The organism is Actinomadura madurae (genome assembly GCF_047130825.1).
Taxonomy (GTDB): domain Bacteria; phylum Actinomycetota; class Actinomycetes; order Streptosporangiales; family Streptosporangiaceae; genus Spirillospora; species Spirillospora madurae.
In genome coordinates this window covers 4605293-4620225 of the sequence record NZ_CP083237.1, presented here as the reverse complement: position 1 = coordinate 4620225, position 14933 = coordinate 4605293, and the positions used below count along the sequence as shown (strand labels likewise).

At 72.5% G+C, this 14933-nt stretch carries 14 protein-coding genes; 8 read left to right on the top strand and 6 right to left on the bottom strand.

The genetic code is table 11. The annotated features are described in order from the left end of the window. Positions 1–73: 73 nt before the first annotated feature. From K8Z49_RS20790 to K8Z49_RS20775, 4 genes are all read left to right on the top strand, one after another. Positions 74–1060 (top strand): MurR/RpiR family transcriptional regulator, encoded by a 987-nt coding sequence (locus K8Z49_RS20790; RefSeq protein WP_021596998.1) that lies wholly within the window; start codon positions 74–76, stop codon positions 1058–1060. Beyond that, complete coding sequence (locus K8Z49_RS20785) at positions 1057–1953, top strand: N-acetylmuramic acid 6-phosphate etherase (protein ID WP_021596999.1); 897 nt, start codon at positions 1057–1059, stop codon at positions 1951–1953. Before K8Z49_RS20790 ends, K8Z49_RS20785 begins: the two co-directional genes overlap by 4 nt. A 215-nt stretch (positions 1954–2168) precedes the next feature. Next, positions 2169–2816, top strand: a complete 648-nt coding sequence (locus K8Z49_RS20780) for an HAD family hydrolase (protein ID WP_412520369.1) — start codon at positions 2169–2171, stop codon at positions 2814–2816. Between the two features lie 25 nt (positions 2817–2841). After that, positions 2842–3351, top strand: coding sequence for a DUF6912 family protein (locus K8Z49_RS20775; RefSeq protein ID WP_024934338.1), 510 nt, complete (start codon positions 2842–2844; stop codon positions 3349–3351). 73 nt (positions 3352–3424) lie between these two features. On the opposite strand, the gene K8Z49_RS20770 is transcribed toward K8Z49_RS20775, so the two are convergent. Genes K8Z49_RS20770 through K8Z49_RS20750 form a run of 5 tightly spaced genes read right to left on the bottom strand, consistent with a single transcriptional unit; the run spans position 3425 to position 7307 of the window. Beyond that, the gene (locus tag K8Z49_RS20770) at positions 3425–4285 is read right to left on the bottom strand and encodes an ABC transporter ATP-binding protein (RefSeq protein WP_021597002.1); all 861 of its coding nucleotides are present in this window, start codon (positions 4283–4285) and stop codon (positions 3425–3427) included. Positions 4286–4310: 25 nt separating this feature from the next. After that, positions 4311–5138 (bottom strand): ABC transporter permease, encoded by an 828-nt coding sequence (locus tag K8Z49_RS20765; protein ID WP_412520366.1) that lies wholly within the window; start codon positions 5136–5138, stop codon positions 4311–4313. After that, the gene (locus K8Z49_RS20760; protein WP_143118352.1) at positions 5135–5830 is read right to left on the bottom strand and encodes a hypothetical protein; all 696 of its coding nucleotides are present in this window, start codon (positions 5828–5830) and stop codon (positions 5135–5137) included. Before K8Z49_RS20760 ends, K8Z49_RS20765 begins: the two co-directional genes overlap by 4 nt. Then, positions 5827–6753, bottom strand: coding sequence for a zf-HC2 domain-containing protein (locus tag K8Z49_RS20755; protein ID WP_075020745.1), 927 nt, complete (start codon positions 6751–6753; stop codon positions 5827–5829). The genes K8Z49_RS20760 and K8Z49_RS20755 overlap by 4 nt, the downstream gene beginning before the upstream one ends. Next, positions 6750–7307: an RNA polymerase sigma factor gene (locus tag K8Z49_RS20750; RefSeq protein WP_021597006.1), complete on the bottom strand. Its 558-nt coding sequence runs from the start codon at positions 7305–7307 to the stop codon at positions 6750–6752. Before K8Z49_RS20750 ends, K8Z49_RS20755 begins: the two co-directional genes overlap by 4 nt. A gap of 223 nt (positions 7308–7530) precedes the next feature. Here K8Z49_RS20750 and pruA point away from each other — a divergent pair, with 223 nt between their 5' ends. The 3 genes from pruA to K8Z49_RS20735 all read left to right on the top strand — a co-directional run bounded on the left by pruA (position 7531) and on the right by K8Z49_RS20735 (position 12244). Beyond that, positions 7531–9162, top strand: coding sequence for an L-glutamate gamma-semialdehyde dehydrogenase (gene pruA / locus K8Z49_RS20745; protein ID WP_021597007.1), 1632 nt, complete (start codon positions 7531–7533; stop codon positions 9160–9162). Between the two features lie 129 nt (positions 9163–9291). Beyond that, on the top strand, positions 9292–10002 hold the full coding sequence (locus K8Z49_RS20740) for an HAD family hydrolase (protein WP_075020747.1): 711 nt from the start codon (positions 9292–9294) through the stop codon (positions 10000–10002). Positions 10003–10288: 286 nt separating this feature from the next. Then, entirely contained in the window at positions 10289–12244 is a 1956-nt protein-coding gene (locus K8Z49_RS20735) for an acetoacetate--CoA ligase (protein ID WP_024934339.1), read from the top strand. Between the two features lie 7 nt (positions 12245–12251). On the opposite strand, the gene K8Z49_RS20730 is transcribed toward K8Z49_RS20735, so the two are convergent. After that, positions 12252–12908: a Uma2 family endonuclease gene (locus K8Z49_RS20730; RefSeq protein WP_021597010.1), complete on the bottom strand. Its 657-nt coding sequence runs from the start codon at positions 12906–12908 to the stop codon at positions 12252–12254. Positions 12909–13237: 329 nt separating this feature from the next. Between K8Z49_RS20730 and K8Z49_RS20725 the strand changes: the two genes are divergently transcribed. Beyond that, positions 13238–14818 (top strand): protein kinase domain-containing protein, encoded by a 1581-nt coding sequence (locus tag K8Z49_RS20725; RefSeq protein WP_412520362.1) that lies wholly within the window; start codon positions 13238–13240, stop codon positions 14816–14818. Positions 14819–14933: the final 115 nt, after the last annotated feature.

Genomic DNA, 14933 nt, shown 5'->3' with positions numbered 1-14933 from the left:
ATGGGTCAACACATGGCGACCGTAGCCTTTTCTACCGTTGACGTGACATCTCGCGCGTAAGAAAATTTCCTCCATGAGGAAACCCATCGGCCCCGGTCGGGGCCCCGAGCGGGGGATCACGGGGGAGCCCGACGCGTCACGGGACGACGTGCCGGGCCAGACCAAGGACAGGGACGCAACGCCGCTGAGCACGGTGGTGCGCGTCCGATCGCTGCTTCCCTCGCTGCCCCCCGCCGAGCGACGAGTCGCTCAACGCGTCATCGACGACCCCGAAGGGGTCGCCAACTCCACCATCACCGAGCTCGCGCAGACCTGCGGCACGTCCGAGACGACCGTCATCAGGTTCTGCCGCGCGATCGGATTCCATGGTTACCCAGAACTGCGGCTGACCCTCGCCACCGAGGCCGGCCGCGCCCAGAGCGCCGCCGGCGGCCGGGTCATCGGCAGCGACATCAGCCCCGACGACTCGCTGGAGCAGATCGTCGAGAAGGTGACCTTCGCCGACGCCCGCGCCGTCGAGGAGACCGCCGCCCAGCTCGACATCAAGATGCTCGAACAGGTCGTGGACGCCGTCGTCGCCGCGGAGCGGGTGGACGTCTACGGCGTCGGCGCCAGCGCGTTCGTCGCGGCCGACTTCCAGCAGAAGCTGCACCGGATCGGACGCGTCTGCTCGGCGTGGGCGGACGCGCACATCATGCTGACCAGCGCCGCCGTCCTCGGCAACGGCGACGTGGCGATCGGCATCTCGCACACCGGCGCCACGGTGGAGACCATCGACGCGCTGGAGGTCGCCAAGACCCGGGGCGCGAAGACCGTGGCGCTCACCAACTTCCCGAAGTCCCCGATAGCGGAGGTGGCGGACCTGATCCTGACGACGGCCGCGCGGGAGACGACCTTCCGCTCCGGCGCCACCGCCAGCCGGCTGGCGCAGCTCACAGTGGTCGACTGCGTCTTCGTCGGAGTGGCGCAGCGCACCTACGGGCCGACCCGCAAGGCCCTGGAAGCCACGTTCGAGGCGGTCCGCGGACGGACCGTGCGACCCGACCGGAGGCGTCGGTGATCGATTGCGAGCTCCCCACCGAGGGACGGAACCCCCGGACCCTCGACGTCGACACGCTGCCGACCATGGAGGTGCTACGCCTGATCAACACGGAGGACGCGACCGTCCCGATGGTCGTCGCCGCCGTCCTGCCCGAGGTGGCGCGGCTGGTGGACCTCGCCGTCGACTCGCTGCGGGCGGGCGGCCGGGTGCACTACTTCGGCGCCGGCACGTCCGGCCGGCTCGCGGTGCTGGACGCCGCCGAGCTGCCCCCGACGTTCGGCATCTGGGGCCGGGTGGTGGCCCACCACGCCGGCGGGCCCGGCGCGCTGTCCCAGGCCATCTCCGACGTGGAGGACGACGTCGAGCTCGGCCGCCGGGACGCCCGCGACGTCCAGCCGGGCGACGTCGCCATCGGCATCGCCGCGAGCGGCCGCACCCCCTACGTCGTGGGCGCCCTGCGCGCCGCCACCGCGGTGGGGGCCCGCACGGCGCTGATCAGCTGCAACCCGCACACCCCGTACGGGGACGAGGTCGAGGTGCACATCGGCCTCGCCACCGGGCCCGAGGTGATCAGCGGGTCCACCCGGATGAAGGCGGGCACCGCGACCAAGCTGGTGCTCAACTCCTTCTCCACCACGCTGATGATCAGGATGGGGCGCACCTACTCCAACCTGATGGTCAGCGTGAACGCGCTGAACTCCAAGCTGCGCGCCCGGCTGGTGCGCATCCTCACCGAGGCGACGGGGATGGACGCCCGCACCTGCGAGAACGCGCTGGAGGAGGCGGGGGGGAACACCCGCGTCGCGCTGGTCTCGCTGCTCGGCGAGGTGCCCGCGGCACGCGCGACGGTGGTACTGGAGGAGACCGACGGCGGCGTCCGGGAGGCGCTCCAGCGCCTCAGATCAGCCTGACCGGGGACCGGTGACCCGGACGCCCGGGGGCACCGGAGAGCACGGACCGGCGAGGGAGACGCCGGCCCGACGGGGTTCCGTGGTCATGCGATCGTCCCCGCACCGATCGCATGACCATGGACGCTCCCCGGCGGCACCCGCCCTCCGCCCGGCGGTCGGTCCTTGTGGCGGCCGTGCCCTTCGGACATTTCGCCGGGATCACTTACCATCGGCCCGTGCCCTCCGAACCTGCCGTCAAGGCCGTCATCACCGACTGGGGCGGCGTGCTGACCTCCCCGCTCGGCGACGCCATCGAAGCCTGGCTCGCCGCCGACCGCATCGACGCCGAGCACTACAAGAACGTGATGCGCGCCTGGGTGAAGCAGGCCTACAACGGCTCCGGGACGAACCCGATCCACGGCCTGGAGGACGGCTCGCTCGCCACCGAGGAGTTCGAGCGCCTCCTCGCCGCGGAGCTGCTCACCGTCGACGGCGGTCCCGTCGAGGCGGCCGGGCTCATCTCCCGGATGTTCGGCGCCTTCGCCCCCGTCGTCCCGATGTACGACGCGCTGCGCGCCGTGCGCGCCGCGGGCGCCCGGACCGCGCTGCTGTCGAACTCGTGGGGCAACGAGTACCCCCGCGACCTGTTCGCCGACCTCTTCGACGCGATCGTCATCTCCTGCGAGGTCGGGATGCGCAAGCCCGACGAGCGGATCTTCCGGCACGCCCTGGACCTGCTCGGCCTGGACGCCGCCGCCTGCGTCTTCATCGACGACATCGAGCACAACGTCCACGCCGCCGAGGCCCTTGGCATCCGCGGGATCCTCCACACCGGCCCCGACACCACCATCACCGAACTGCGCGAGCTGGGCCTCCTGCCCTGACGGTCTGGCAGACTTGCTGACCGTCATGCGCGTCTACCTGCCGTCCACGCTCACGCTGCTCGCCGGCGTCCACGCCGCGCGGGAGATCGGCCCCGCGCCGCTCGCCGCGCACGCCGTCACGCCCGCGCTCCGCGAGTGGTACGCGGGCGGCGACCTGGAGGAGCTGGAGTACGCGGCGATGTCCGCCGCCGCCCGCGCCTCGCTGCGCCTGCTCGCCGCCGACCCGTCCGCCCCGCGCCGCCGGGTGGTGCTCGCCGCCGAGATCCCCGACGACCAGGTCGCCCGCCCCCGCGGCGACGCCGACCTGGCGAACGGCGACCGCGCCCTCGTCCGGATCACCGCGCCCGTCCCGTGGAGGCTGATCGCCTCCGGCCACGTCGACGACCCGGACGCCGTCCCCGACGTCACCGCCGCCGCGGCGGCCCTCCCCGCCGCCGACGCCGGCGACGACGACGCCCGCTTCACCGTCGACGGCGCCGAAGGCCACGACCTCCTCTGGTACGCCACCCAGGAACTCCAACACCTCCTCGACTGACCACCCTTGCGCAGGAGAGGAACCCTTCTCCGCGGGCTTCGTCGGGCCAGTCGCCGCAAGCGCGGCGAGCCACCTAACCGGTGGTCACTGCGAGGTATCCGTCTTCTAGGGCGGGTTCCATCGGCTTCGCCTGCGGATCCGGTGCTGTGGGCGCCACGATGCGGTAACGCATGCCGGCCTCGTGTGGCACCGCGGACACGACCGTGCCCTCGGCCGGGGCCGGCCCGTCGGTGACGACCGACCACACCTGGCCCCGCGCGCGGTAGGTCAGTTCCTCGGCCGTGCCGCGGAAGATGAGGCGGCCGCCGGCGAGCACCGCCACCTCGCGGCAGGTCTGTGCGATGTCGTCGACGATGTGCGTGCTCAGCAGGACGGTGCGCCGGCCGGCGAACTGGGACAGCAGGGTGCGGAAGCGGATCCGTTCCTGCGGGTCGAGTCCCGCGGTCGGCTCGTCCACGATCAGCAGTTGCGGGTCGGCGAGCAGCGCCTGGGCGATGCCGACGCGTTGCCGCATCCCGCCGGAGTAGCCGCGCAGCCGGCGGTCGGCGTCCCCGCTCAGGGTGACCATCTCGAGGAGTTCCGCGACGCGCCGGCGGCGGGCCGTGCGGTCGTCCATGCCCTTGAGCAGTGCGATGTAGTCCAGGAACTGGCGCGCCGTCAGGTCGGGGTAGACGCCGAGGTCCTGCGGCAGGTAGCCGAGGCCGCGCTGCACGGCGGTGCGGCCCGCACGCGTGTTCATGTCGTGCCCGCCCACGGTGACCTGGCCGGACGTCGGCAGCACCAGGCCGGAGAGGATGCGCATCAGCGTGGTCTTGCCGGCGCCGTTCGCGCCCAGCAGCCCGAACATGCCGGTGGGCACGACCAGGTCCAGGCCGTCGAGGGCGGCCACCCCGCCACGGTAGGTCTTCGTCAGGCCGGAGATTTCGATCCGCATGGAGTTCCCTCTGTCGTTGGGGGCGTCAGGTTCGGCGGGCGCGTACCGCGTGGCCTCCGGCGAGCGCGGCGGCGGCGAGCGCCAGCAGGATCGCGATGGAGAGCCAGGCGGTCGCCGGCGTCGGGTCCGGTCGCAGGAGGTTCAGCGTGGCGCCGGGCACCGGGCCGGCCCAGGTGTCCTCGCCGTCGATGCCGTGGAAGTCGAGCAGCACGTCGAGCGGGTAGCCGCCGAGCGGGTGGACGAGGGTCCGCGCGAGCGTCGGCATCATGTCCGGCGCGACCGCGTTGCCCCAGAGCCAGTAGCCGACGAAGATCACCCGGAACAGTGGCGCCGGCATGATCAGGGGCACCGTCAGCGCGAACGCGGCCACGAACAGCAGGCCCGGCACGATCACCACGGCGGTGGCGGCCAGTGCCCAGCCGAGTGCCTGCGGGGCTCCGGAATACACCGCGTACGCCGAGGCGAAGCCGAAGTACACCACCAGGATCGGGACGGCCGTCGCGGCGCCCGCACCGAGGTATTTGCCGACGAGCCGGGCGCCCGGCGGGGCGGGCGTGGCGTCCAGGAGCGGCGCCACCCGCAGCCGGTCGTCGCGGACGAGCCGGTCGGCGAGAAGGCAGCCGTACCCGATCGACAGGAGCGTGTGCAACTGGACCGTCAGCCCGGCGACGGCGGTCCTGGCCTCGTCCGGCCGCTCACCGGGGTCGAACAGGTCGCGCAGCAGGCTGCCGCCGATCAGCACGAACAGCACGACGGTCAGCGCGGGCACGATCCACACCGACCGTTTGCGGACCTGCATGCGGAACTCGTACCTCAGGCTCACGCCGAGCGTGGACGCGGTCTGGCCGGTCATTCGTCCTCCTCGCCGATGAGCCGTTCCGAACGGGCCAGCACGACCAGGGCCAGCGCGATGAGCGCGGCGCCCGTGCCGAGCAGCGCCAGCCGGTTCCCGGTCCAGTCGCCGGGCGCGGCGCCGCGGGTCGTGGCGAACAGGTAGAGCAGCCGCCCCGGCAGGTGCCGCTGCGCCATGTCCGCGAAGAACTGCTGCAACGCCCAGACCGTGGTGATCAGCGCGCCGGCCGCCGCCGGGCTGCGCAGGACCGCGCCGGACGCGAAGCCCGCGGCCCCCAGCCCGACGGTCGGCGCCGCCCAGGTGAGCTGGCCGGCGAGCGGCCCGTGGTTGGCCGGCCAGCGTGCCCACCAGCCGGTCGCGATCAGCACGGCGGCCATCAGCACGGCGACCACCGCGGCCCAGCCCAGCGTCACGGCCATGCGTCGCAGCAGCGTGACGCGGTACGGGGTGGGCGCGGCGAGGTGCAGTTCCACGGCCGGATCCCGTCCGACCAGCGAGGCGCATCCGACACCGGCGGCGAGCGGCACCGCCATCTCCAGGGCGCCGAGCAGGATACGTGCCGTGGTCGTGTCGCCCGGTTCCGGGTTGGCGAACGCGGCCGCGACGCCCACCGCGACGGCGATCGGCGGGCCGAGCACGGCCGTCCATCCCGCACGGCGCGCCTCGTACCGCCAGAGCATCAGTGGTCTCATGTCGGATGGGTAGCGCCCCGGCCGCGTCGAGGTTCACCGTCGTACGGACCAAGGTGCCCGGCTATCACCACCGCGACGATTCCGAACACGGCGCTCACGGCCAGGACCGCCACGTTCGTGGACCAGGCGTCGACGATGAACCTGGCAGCCCAGTCGTCGCGGGACCACACGCTGACCGCCAGCACTCGCATCGCCCACAGCCCGATGGCCGCGCCGAGCCCCACGTCCGGCCCGAATCTGACGGAGACCAGCAGGCTGACCGAGGACAGCAGCGCCATCGGCCCGAGCCAGGCGGCGATCAGCGTGTGCAGACCCGCCGTCCCGTCCACCCCGACGGCGGCCAGCGCGGCGGAGGCCGCCACCGCGAGCACCAGGTCGTATCCGAACACCAGCACGAGACGCACCACCAGCAGCAGCCGCCCGGCCGCCGGGGTGGCGGCGACCAGTTCGGTGGCCGGGTCGCGTCGTGACCGGTACGTGCCGGCGACACCCGCCGCGGCCACGATCGGCGCGACCAGCGCGAGCACCACCTCGGCACCGGTCGCGGGCCGCGCGACGGCCGCCGCCTGAACCAGGGCGATGACCACGCCCAGCGCCATCACCAGCGCCGAGGCGACGGGCACGGCCAGCCGGATCAGCCGGGCCTCGGCCGCGACCAGCGCGGCGGCGTACAGCAGGCGGCGGGTCCGGGGACCCTCGCCCGGCGGGCCGGCGGGACCCTCGATCGCGCTGCGGGTCAGCACCGCGTGCACCATGGTCGCGGCGTCCGGCGCCGCATCGCCGGGCGCGGCGGCACCCGCGATCGCCCGCCAGGCCGCGAGATCCGCGCGGCAGCGTGCGCAGCCCGTCAGGTGTGCGCGGACGCGGTCGCGGTCCGCGCCGCACAGCGAGCCGGCCGCGTACGCGGGCAGCATCTCGTTCATTCGGACACCTCCTGGGCGGTCAGCGCGGCGGCGACCGCGGCCCGGGCATGATGCAGCCGGCTCTTCACCGTGCCGACCGGGATGGCGAGCACCTCGGCGACGTCGGCGAGCGGCAGGCCGGCCACGAACACCAGAGCGATCACGTCCCGGTGGTGATCGGGCAGCCGGCCGATGGCCGCGGCCACCGGTGTGCCGCCCGCCGCCGCGATCGCCAGCTCGTCCGGACCGGCGGCCTGGTCGGGCCGATCATGCAAGGGAACGCCGATGGCCTGCGGCCCGGACCGGCCGCGCAGCCGATTGTGCGCCTGGCGACGGGCCACCCCGAACAACCACGTCGTCACCTTGGAGCGGCCCTCGAAGGCGACGGCCGACCGCCATACCGCCAGCATCGTGTCCTGGAGGATCTCCTCGGCGGTCATCCGGTCGCCGGCCAACCGGTACAGGTAACCGAACAGCGCCTCGGAGTGCCGCTCGTAGAGCCGGGTCAGCGCGCCCGCGTCGCCGGCGGCGACCGCGCGCACCAGCGCCTCATCGCCCGGCTCGGAACGCGCCATCCGCTCACCCCTTCCATCTGAGAGTAGGTAGCAAGCACCGGCGCCAACGGTTCACCGCACATCCGCCCCGGCTCTTCATGGGGCATGCAGCCGGCGGCACGGCGGGAGAGTCGCGTTCTGGGTGAGTGCCGTGTCCTCGGCCGGTCCGGTGCATTTCGTGTGCGTGGGGCGGGTAGATCCCCCGGCACGTCGACAACGCCGTCGGATCGCAGGGAGCCGTCAGATGGACGCCGTGACGAACGTGCCGGTACCCGTGAACGAGCCGGTCAAGGGGTACGCGCCGGGCAGCGGGGAGCGCGCCGCGCTGGAAGCGAAGATCAAGGAGCTGGGCGGCGCGGAGACCGAGCTGACCATGACGATCGCGGGCGAGCGGCGCATGGGCGCGGGCACGCCCGTCGACGTCGTCGAGCCGCACAACCACGGGCACGTCCTCGGCCGGATGGGCGAGGCCACCGAGGCGGACGTGGCCGAGGCGATCGCGGCGGCGCGGGAGGCGGCGCCCGCCTGGCGCGCGATGGCGTTCGAGGACCGGGCCGCGATCCTGCTGCGCGCCGCCGACCTGCTCGCCGGCCCGTGGCGGTCCACGCTGAACGCCGCCACGATCCTCGGCCAGTCCAAGTCGGTGCAGCAGGCCGAGATCGACGCGGCCTGCGAGCTGATCGACTTCTGGCGGTTCAACGTCCGGTACGCGCAGCAGATCCACGAGCAGCAGCCGCTGTCGTCGCCGGGCGTGTGGAACCGGCTGGAGTACCGGCCGCTGGAGGGGTTCGTCCTCGCCATCACCCCGTTCAACTTCACCGCGATCGCCGGGAACCTGCCGACGGCGCCCGCGCTGATGGGCAACGTCGTCGTCTGGAAGCCGTCCCCGACCCAGCAGCTCGCCGCGCACCACACCATGCGGCTCCTGGAGGCCGCCGGGCTCCCGCCCGGTGTGATCAACATGGTCACCGGGAACGGGCAGGCCGTCTCGGCGGCGGCGCTGCGCCACCCCGACCTCGCCGGCCTGCACTTCACCGGCTCCGTCGCCACGTTCCAGCGGCTCTGGCGGACGATCGGGGAGAACATCGCCGGCTACCGGGGCTACCCGCGGATCGTCGGCGAGACCGGCGGCAAGGACTTCGTCGTCGCGCACCCGTCGGCGGACCCGGCCGTGCTGAAGACGGCGCTCGTCCGCGGCGCCTTCGAGTACCAGGGGCAGAAGTGCTCCGCCGCGTCCCGCGCCTACATCCCGCGCTCGATCTGGGACGGGATGCGCGACGAGTTCTGCGCCGAGGCCGAGTCGCTCACCGTGGGCAACGTCGCCGAGGACCTGTCCGCGTTCATGGGCGCCGTGATCGACGACCGCGCCTTCGCCAAGCACCGCGCGGCGATCGAGCGGGCCCGCCGGACCGATTCCATCGAGATCCTCACCGGCGGCGAGCTGGACGACTCGCGCGGCTACTTCGTCCGCCCGACCGTGCTGGAGTCGTCCGACCCCACGGACGAGATCTTCACCACCGAGTACTTCGGTCCGATCATCGGCGTGCACGTCTACGACGACCGCGACTACGACGCCGTCCTGCGCCAGATGGAGAGCGTGTCCGGGTACGCCCTGACCGGCGCGATCATCGCCGAGGACCGCGCCGCGATCGCCGCCGCCACCGAGGCCCTCCGGTTCGCCGCCGGCAACTTCTACATCAACGACAAGCCGACCGGCTCGATCGTCGGCCAGCAGCCCTTCGGCGGCGCCCGCGCCTCCGGCACCAACGACAAGGCCGGCTCGGTGTTCAACCTCACCCGCTGGACGAGCGTCCGCTCCATCAAGGAGACCTTCGTTCCCCCGACCGACCACCGCTACCCCCACATGGCCCCCTGACCCTCACCACCCGGCCAGGTGTGGGTCGGTTGCGGCGGGAGGCCTGGAGGCCGGACGATAAGCTCGCCAACCGCCGCGGGCGTCTCGAACGGTGCCCGCGCACGCTCCTCCGACGCGCATGGGAACGGGATGTCGACGCTGAACCGGCTGGTGCTGTGGAACATCGACCACACCCTGATCGACGTCGGGAGGGTCACCCGGGACGCCTACGCCGAGGCGTTCCAGCGGACCATCGGACGGCCCCTCGTCCGGCTCGCCCCCACCCCCGGCCGCACCGAGTCCGAGATCATCTTCGAGACCCTCGCCTTCAACGACGTCGTCACCACCGATGACCACCTCCCCGCCTTCTTCACCGCCCTCACCGAGGCGTTCGCGACCCGCCGCGCGGACGTCCGCGCGCACGGCCGCGTGCTGGCCGGAGCCCGCGAGGCCGTCGAGGCGCTCGCCCACGTCCCCGGCGTCGTCCAGTCGGTGCTGACCGGCTCCCTCCAGCCGAACGCCGTCCTGAAGGTGACCGAGCTGGGCCTCGCCGGCCACCTCGACCTGGACGCCGGAGGGTACGAGAACGGCGTCTACAGCAAGGCCGCTCTCCTGGAACTCGCCCGGACCCGCGCGGGCGAGCGCCACCGCGCCCGCTACCCCGAGTCCGCCACCGTGTTCATCGCCGACTCGCCCCGCGACGTCCAGGCGGCGCACATCGCCGGCTCCCCGATCATCGCCGTGGCCACCGGCAGCGCCACCGAGGCCGAGCTCCGCGCGGCGGGCGCCGAACGCGTCCTCGCCACCCTCTCCGACACCAACGCCGTGGTCAGCGCCGTAGCCGACCTCACCCGCATCTGAATGCCCCATCTCACCCCTCCTCGGGCCTGTGGCAGCAGTGTCGACGGGCTCGCGGGCACGGGGCGGTAGAACGTGGTTCTGTGGACAACCGGGCATGTGTGGGGGCCGAGGATGAGCCGGGGCGGATCTGTGTGGGGGGTCGGGGTTGTGTGCGGCAGGCGGCTGACCTGGGATGGGGCGGGGCTCTGGCGGCCGGCGGCGGCGCGGGTGGGGAAGTTGCGCGCTGTGCCGGGCGGGGCCGATATTGGGATGGCCGCGCGCCGGGGTGCGGCATGGAGGGAGAGAGATGGCCAGTGCGGTGTCCGAGGGTTCGGTGTTGTGGGAGCCGTCGGAGGAGGTCGTCGCCAACGCGCGGGTGACCCACTTCATTCACTGGCTGTGGGACAGGGGCGTGCTCACCGAGTCCTACGACGACCTCTGGAAATGGTCGGTCACCGAGGTCGACGCCTTCTGGGACGCGATCTGGTCGTACTTCGAGGTGGTCGGCGAGCGCGGTGACGGCCCCGTCCGGACGGGCGGGCCCATGCCGGTGGACGGCCTTAAGTGGTTCCCCGGCGCGACCCTCAACTACGCGGCGAACGCGCTGCGCAGGGCGCGGGAGACCCCGGACAAGACCGCGGTCGTCTTCCGGTCGGAGGCGGGCGGCCACCGGGTCCTGACGCACCGCGAGCTGGCGCTGCACGTGGCGGAGGTCCGCGCGGGCCTGGCGGAGCTGGGCGTGGGCAAGGGCGACCGGGTCGCCGCCTACGTCCCGAACATCCCCGAGGCGCTGATCTGCTTCCTGGCCACGGCGTCGCTCGGGGCGATCTGGTCGTCCTGCTCACCCGACTTCGGGTCGTCCTCGGTGATCGACCGGTTCGCGCAGATCGAGCCCAAGGTCCTCATCGCCGTGGACGGCTACGCCTACAACGGACGGCGGTTCGACCGCCGCGAGATCGTGGGCGAGATCGAGGCCGCGCTGCCGACCCTGGCCGCGACCGTGCTCATCCCGTACCTCGACCCGGCCGCCACCCCGGACGGCCTGCGCGTCGGGATGCGCTACGGCGACCTCCCACGTCCCGGCCACGACACGCCGGAGTTCGAGGCCGTCCCGTTCGACCATCCGCTGTGGGTCGTGTACTCGTCCGGCACGACCGGGCTGCCTAAGCCGATCGTCCACGGTCACGGCGGCGTCGTCCTCGAACACCTCAAGGCGCTGTCGTTCCACCAGGACCTCGGACCCGAGGACGTCTTCTTCTGGTTCACGACCACCGGCTGGATGATGTGGAACTACCTCATCGGCGGCCTGCTGGTGGGCTCCACCATCGTGATGTACGACGGGGCGCCTCTCGACCTCTGGCAGCTCGCCGCCGACAGCGGCATGACCTACATGGGCGTGGGCGCGCCCTACATCACGGCCACGGTGAAGCAGGGGCGGCGTCCGGGCGAGGAGCTCGACCTGTCCGCCCTGCGGGGCATCGGCTCCACCGGCTCGCCGCTCCCGCCCGAAGGGTTCGCGTGGGTGTACGAGGCGGTCGGGAAGGACCTGCTCCTCGGCTCCTTCTCCGGCGGGACCGACATCTGCACCGGTTTCGTCGGCCCCTGCACGCTGCTGCCGCTGCGCGCCGGGGTCATCCAGTGCCGCGGCCTGGGCGCCAAGGTCGAGGCGTTCGGCGAGGACGGCCGCCCCGTCGTGGACGAGGTCGGCGAACTCGTGCTCACCGAGCCCATGCCGTCCATGCCCGTCTTCTTCTGGAACGACGAGAACGGCGACCGCTACCGCGACTCCTACTTCGGCATGTACCAGGGCGTGTGGCGGCACGGCGACTGGATCAAGATCCTCCCGGACGGCGGCTGCGTCATCTACGGCCGCTCCGACTCGACGCTGAACCGCGGCGGCGTCCGCATGGGCACGTCCGACTTCTACCGCGTCGTCGAGGCGTTCGACGAGATCACCGACAGCCTCGTCATCGACACCGGCCGCCTCGGCGAGGAGGGCCGGCTGCTCCTCTACGTCCAGCTCGCGGAGGGTGCGTCCCTCAGCGACGACCTGCTGGCGAACCTCCGGCGGGAGATCCGGTCGTCGCTGTCGCCGCGGCACGTCCCCGACGAGATCACCGCCGTCCCCGGCATCCCCCGCACCCTGTCCGGCAAGAAGCTGGAGGTGCCGGTCCGCAAGATCCTCCAGGGCACCCCGGTCGACCAGGCCGCCAACCGCGACTCCATGGCCAACCCCGAGGTCCTCACCCACTTCACCCCGTGACGTGGGGTCAGTCGTCCCACGGCTCCCAGAGTTCCGTGTCGATCTCGAAGCCCAGCGGTTCCGGTAGCCGGATGACATCACCGAACTTCCAGGTTTGCATTACCTGGTAGGTCCCCGACTCGATGTCCGGTTCACCGTAGAGAGTGACCCCCGGCATCCGCGGATCACGATCGATGAGCAGGTAGAAGGGCACGCCAGAGCTTGCGTACCCGCTCCACTTGGTGCGGGCCCCGTGCAGGAGTCGCGGTGGCCGATCGTTGTCCGCGTTGGACGGCGAAGTGACCTCCACGACCGCCTCCACTTCCTCGGCGAGCAGCCGTTTGGCCTTGCGCTGCCGAGTCTCCAGACGGGTCTCCCTGTCGAGGATGTTGAGGTCGGGAACACACCCCTCCTTCGAGGGGACCAGGTTCACGTCGCTGGTGCGCGCGGCAGTCCAGCGAAATTCCGGATCCGCCGTTCGAGCGTCGTGGAGAGCGTCGTGGATGTCATCCAGGATGTAATTGTGGTCCAGCGTTGGACTGGGTGACACGACGATCTCTCCTCCGATGACCTCGACCCGGGAGCCGTCGTTCGGGAGGTGGAGTTCGCCGGCGAGGTCGCCCCGGACCCATAGGGCGTACGGAGTGTCCGACAACGTGTAATGCGCAACGGCTGCGACCGCCATGACACTGAGCTCCCTCTTGACGACGGATGGTGACATCGTACGGGTTGAGGCCACTCCAGCGTACCGAGAACGCCGAGGCTCAGCGGGTCCGGCGAGCCCGTCGATCTCGCTTGGGTGACACCTCGCGTGTCCGTATCGCTCTGGGATGTGACGGCACTAGGGTTGTGCCCCCGGCCAAATGTGTCCGAATGGAAGCGGTGGGTCAGATCGCGCCGGAAGGTCGCAGGATCGGGTGAACTTCCCTCCGGTCTCGGGCGTCACACAGTCGGAGGGGTGATCCGGGCCCGGGACTCCGCGGCCCGTCGATCAAGAGAGGGACGGTTCCACGCATGGAGGTTGGGGCGCTACGGTCCGGAGACCCGGACCGGCTGGGGTCGTATGCCCTGATCGGACGGGTGGGCGAAGGCGGGCAGGGGACGGTGTTCCTCGGCGCCGCCGAGGACGGCCGGCAGGTCGCGATCAAACTGCTGCACGCCGAGCTGACGTCCGACGACAAGGCGCTCGCCCGGTTCCTGCGCGAGCTGGAGGTCGCCAAACAGGTCGCGCCGTTCTGCACGGCGCAGGTGATCGACGCCGACGCGACCGGTGACCGGCCCTACATCGTCAGCGAGTACGTGCCGGGCCCGTCACTGAACCAGCAGGTGCTGGAGGACGGCCCGCTCGCCGGCGCGGCGCTGGACCGGCTCGCGGTCGGCACCGCGACCGCGCTCGCCGCGATCCACCAGGCCAAGATCGTCCACCGTGACTTCAAGCCGCACAACGTGCTGATCGGCCCGGACGGACCGCGCGTCATCGACTTCGGCGTCGCCCGCGCGCTCAGCGGCGGCACCACGCTCACCAGCCGGGTGATCGGCACGCCGTCCTACATGGCGCCCGAGCAGATCAGCGGAGACGAGGTGGGGACGCCCGCGGACGTGTTCTGCTGGGCGGCCACGCTGGTGTTCGCCGCCACCGGCGAGCCGCCGTTCGGGCAGGACACCATCCCCGCCGTGATCAACCGGATCCTGCATGAGGAGCCCGGCCTCGGCGACCTGGACGGCGCGCTGCGCGAGCTGGTGCTCGACTGCCTGGAGAAGGAGCCGGGGCGGCGGCCCCGCGCCCAGCAGGTGCTGATGCGGCTGCTCGGGCACGAGGAGGCGGCCCGTCCCGCGGCCCGCCCGACCGGCACCGACGAGACCGCGATGCTCGCCGCCGGCTCCGTCCGCGCCGCGGAGATCGCCGACGACGCCGAGGTGTTCGAGCCCGACCCGGTGTTCGGCGACGACCCCATCTTCGAGGACTCCCCGGACTTCGACCCCGGGACGGGGTTCGACGCCGTCCCGCTGGAGACCCAGGCGGCCGGGCCCGGCGCCCCCCGCGCGGACGAGATCGGCGACCAGGGCGAGCCGGCGCCGCTGCCCACGCCCGCCGAATGGGCCGCCGGCGACACGCTGCCCCCCGACCTCGGGTCCGGGGCCGGGAAGGGCGGCCTGCGGCGGTCTCTCGCCGGCTCCGGGCGCTCCGCGGTGCTCGCCGGCGCGGCGGCGCTGTTCGTCGCGATCGTGGTCGTCTCGTCCGTCCTCGCGCTCGGCTCGGGCGACAACGGCAAGGCGGGCCAGAAGGTCAGCGACCCGAGCGCGCCGCCCGCGTCGACCGAGGTCGCCCCGAGCACGGCGCCGGCCACGAGCCGCCGGCCGGTGGAGCAGGCGCCGCCGACGTCGTACGACCCGACGCCGACCGACAGCGGGATGCCGACCGGCAGCCCCACGCCGAGCGGCAGCCCGACGCCGACCACCTCGACGCCGACCCGGCCGACCCCCACGAAGACGGCCACGCCGACCACGCCGCCGACCGACCCGTCCGACCCGCCGGACCCGTCCGGCCCGCCGCCCGGCGGGGGCACCGGCTCCGAGGGCCAGGCCGCCGGCTGATGCCCCCGGGCGCCAGGGTGGGATAGGCCACGTTGGCGTTGCCGCTGAGCAGGTCGGCTTTGGCACGATTCCTGGCTACGCTCGTCCAGTGAGCGGCGCCACAACGAGGTGGCGA

Excerpts from the sequence above, each read along its gene's own strand:
- K8Z49_RS20735 (WP_024934339.1), top strand. The coding sequence starts at position 10,289 with ATGGCCAGTGCGGTGTCCGAGGGTTCGGTGTTGTGGGAGCCGTCGGAG.
- K8Z49_RS20740 (WP_075020747.1), top strand. The coding sequence starts at position 9,292 with ATGTCGACGCTGAACCGGCTGGTGCTGTGGAACATCGACCACACCCTG.
- K8Z49_RS20775 (WP_024934338.1), top strand. The coding sequence starts at position 2,842 with ATGCGCGTCTACCTGCCGTCCACGCTCACGCTGCTCGCCGGCGTCCAC.
- K8Z49_RS20765 (WP_412520366.1), bottom strand. The coding sequence starts at position 5,138 with ATGACCGGCCAGACCGCGTCCACGCTCGGCGTGAGCCTGAGGTACGAG.
- K8Z49_RS20770 (WP_021597002.1), bottom strand. The coding sequence starts at position 4,285 with ATGCGGATCGAAATCTCCGGCCTGACGAAGACCTACCGTGGCGGGGTG.
- K8Z49_RS20750 (WP_021597006.1), bottom strand. The coding sequence starts at position 7,307 with ATGGCGCGTTCCGAGCCGGGCGATGAGGCGCTGGTGCGCGCGGTCGCC.
- K8Z49_RS20725 (WP_412520362.1), top strand. The coding sequence starts at position 13,238 with ATGGAGGTTGGGGCGCTACGGTCCGGAGACCCGGACCGGCTGGGGTCG.
- K8Z49_RS20755 (WP_075020745.1), bottom strand. The coding sequence starts at position 6,753 with ATGAACGAGATGCTGCCCGCGTACGCGGCCGGCTCGCTGTGCGGCGCG.
- pruA (WP_021597007.1), top strand. The coding sequence starts at position 7,531 with ATGGACGCCGTGACGAACGTGCCGGTACCCGTGAACGAGCCGGTCAAG.
- K8Z49_RS20760 (WP_143118352.1), bottom strand. The coding sequence starts at position 5,830 with ATGAGACCACTGATGCTCTGGCGGTACGAGGCGCGCCGTGCGGGATGG.
- K8Z49_RS20790 (WP_021596998.1), top strand. The coding sequence starts at position 74 with ATGAGGAAACCCATCGGCCCCGGTCGGGGCCCCGAGCGGGGGATCACG.
- K8Z49_RS20730 (WP_021597010.1), bottom strand. The coding sequence starts at position 12,908 with ATGGCGGTCGCAGCCGTTGCGCATTACACGTTGTCGGACACTCCGTAC.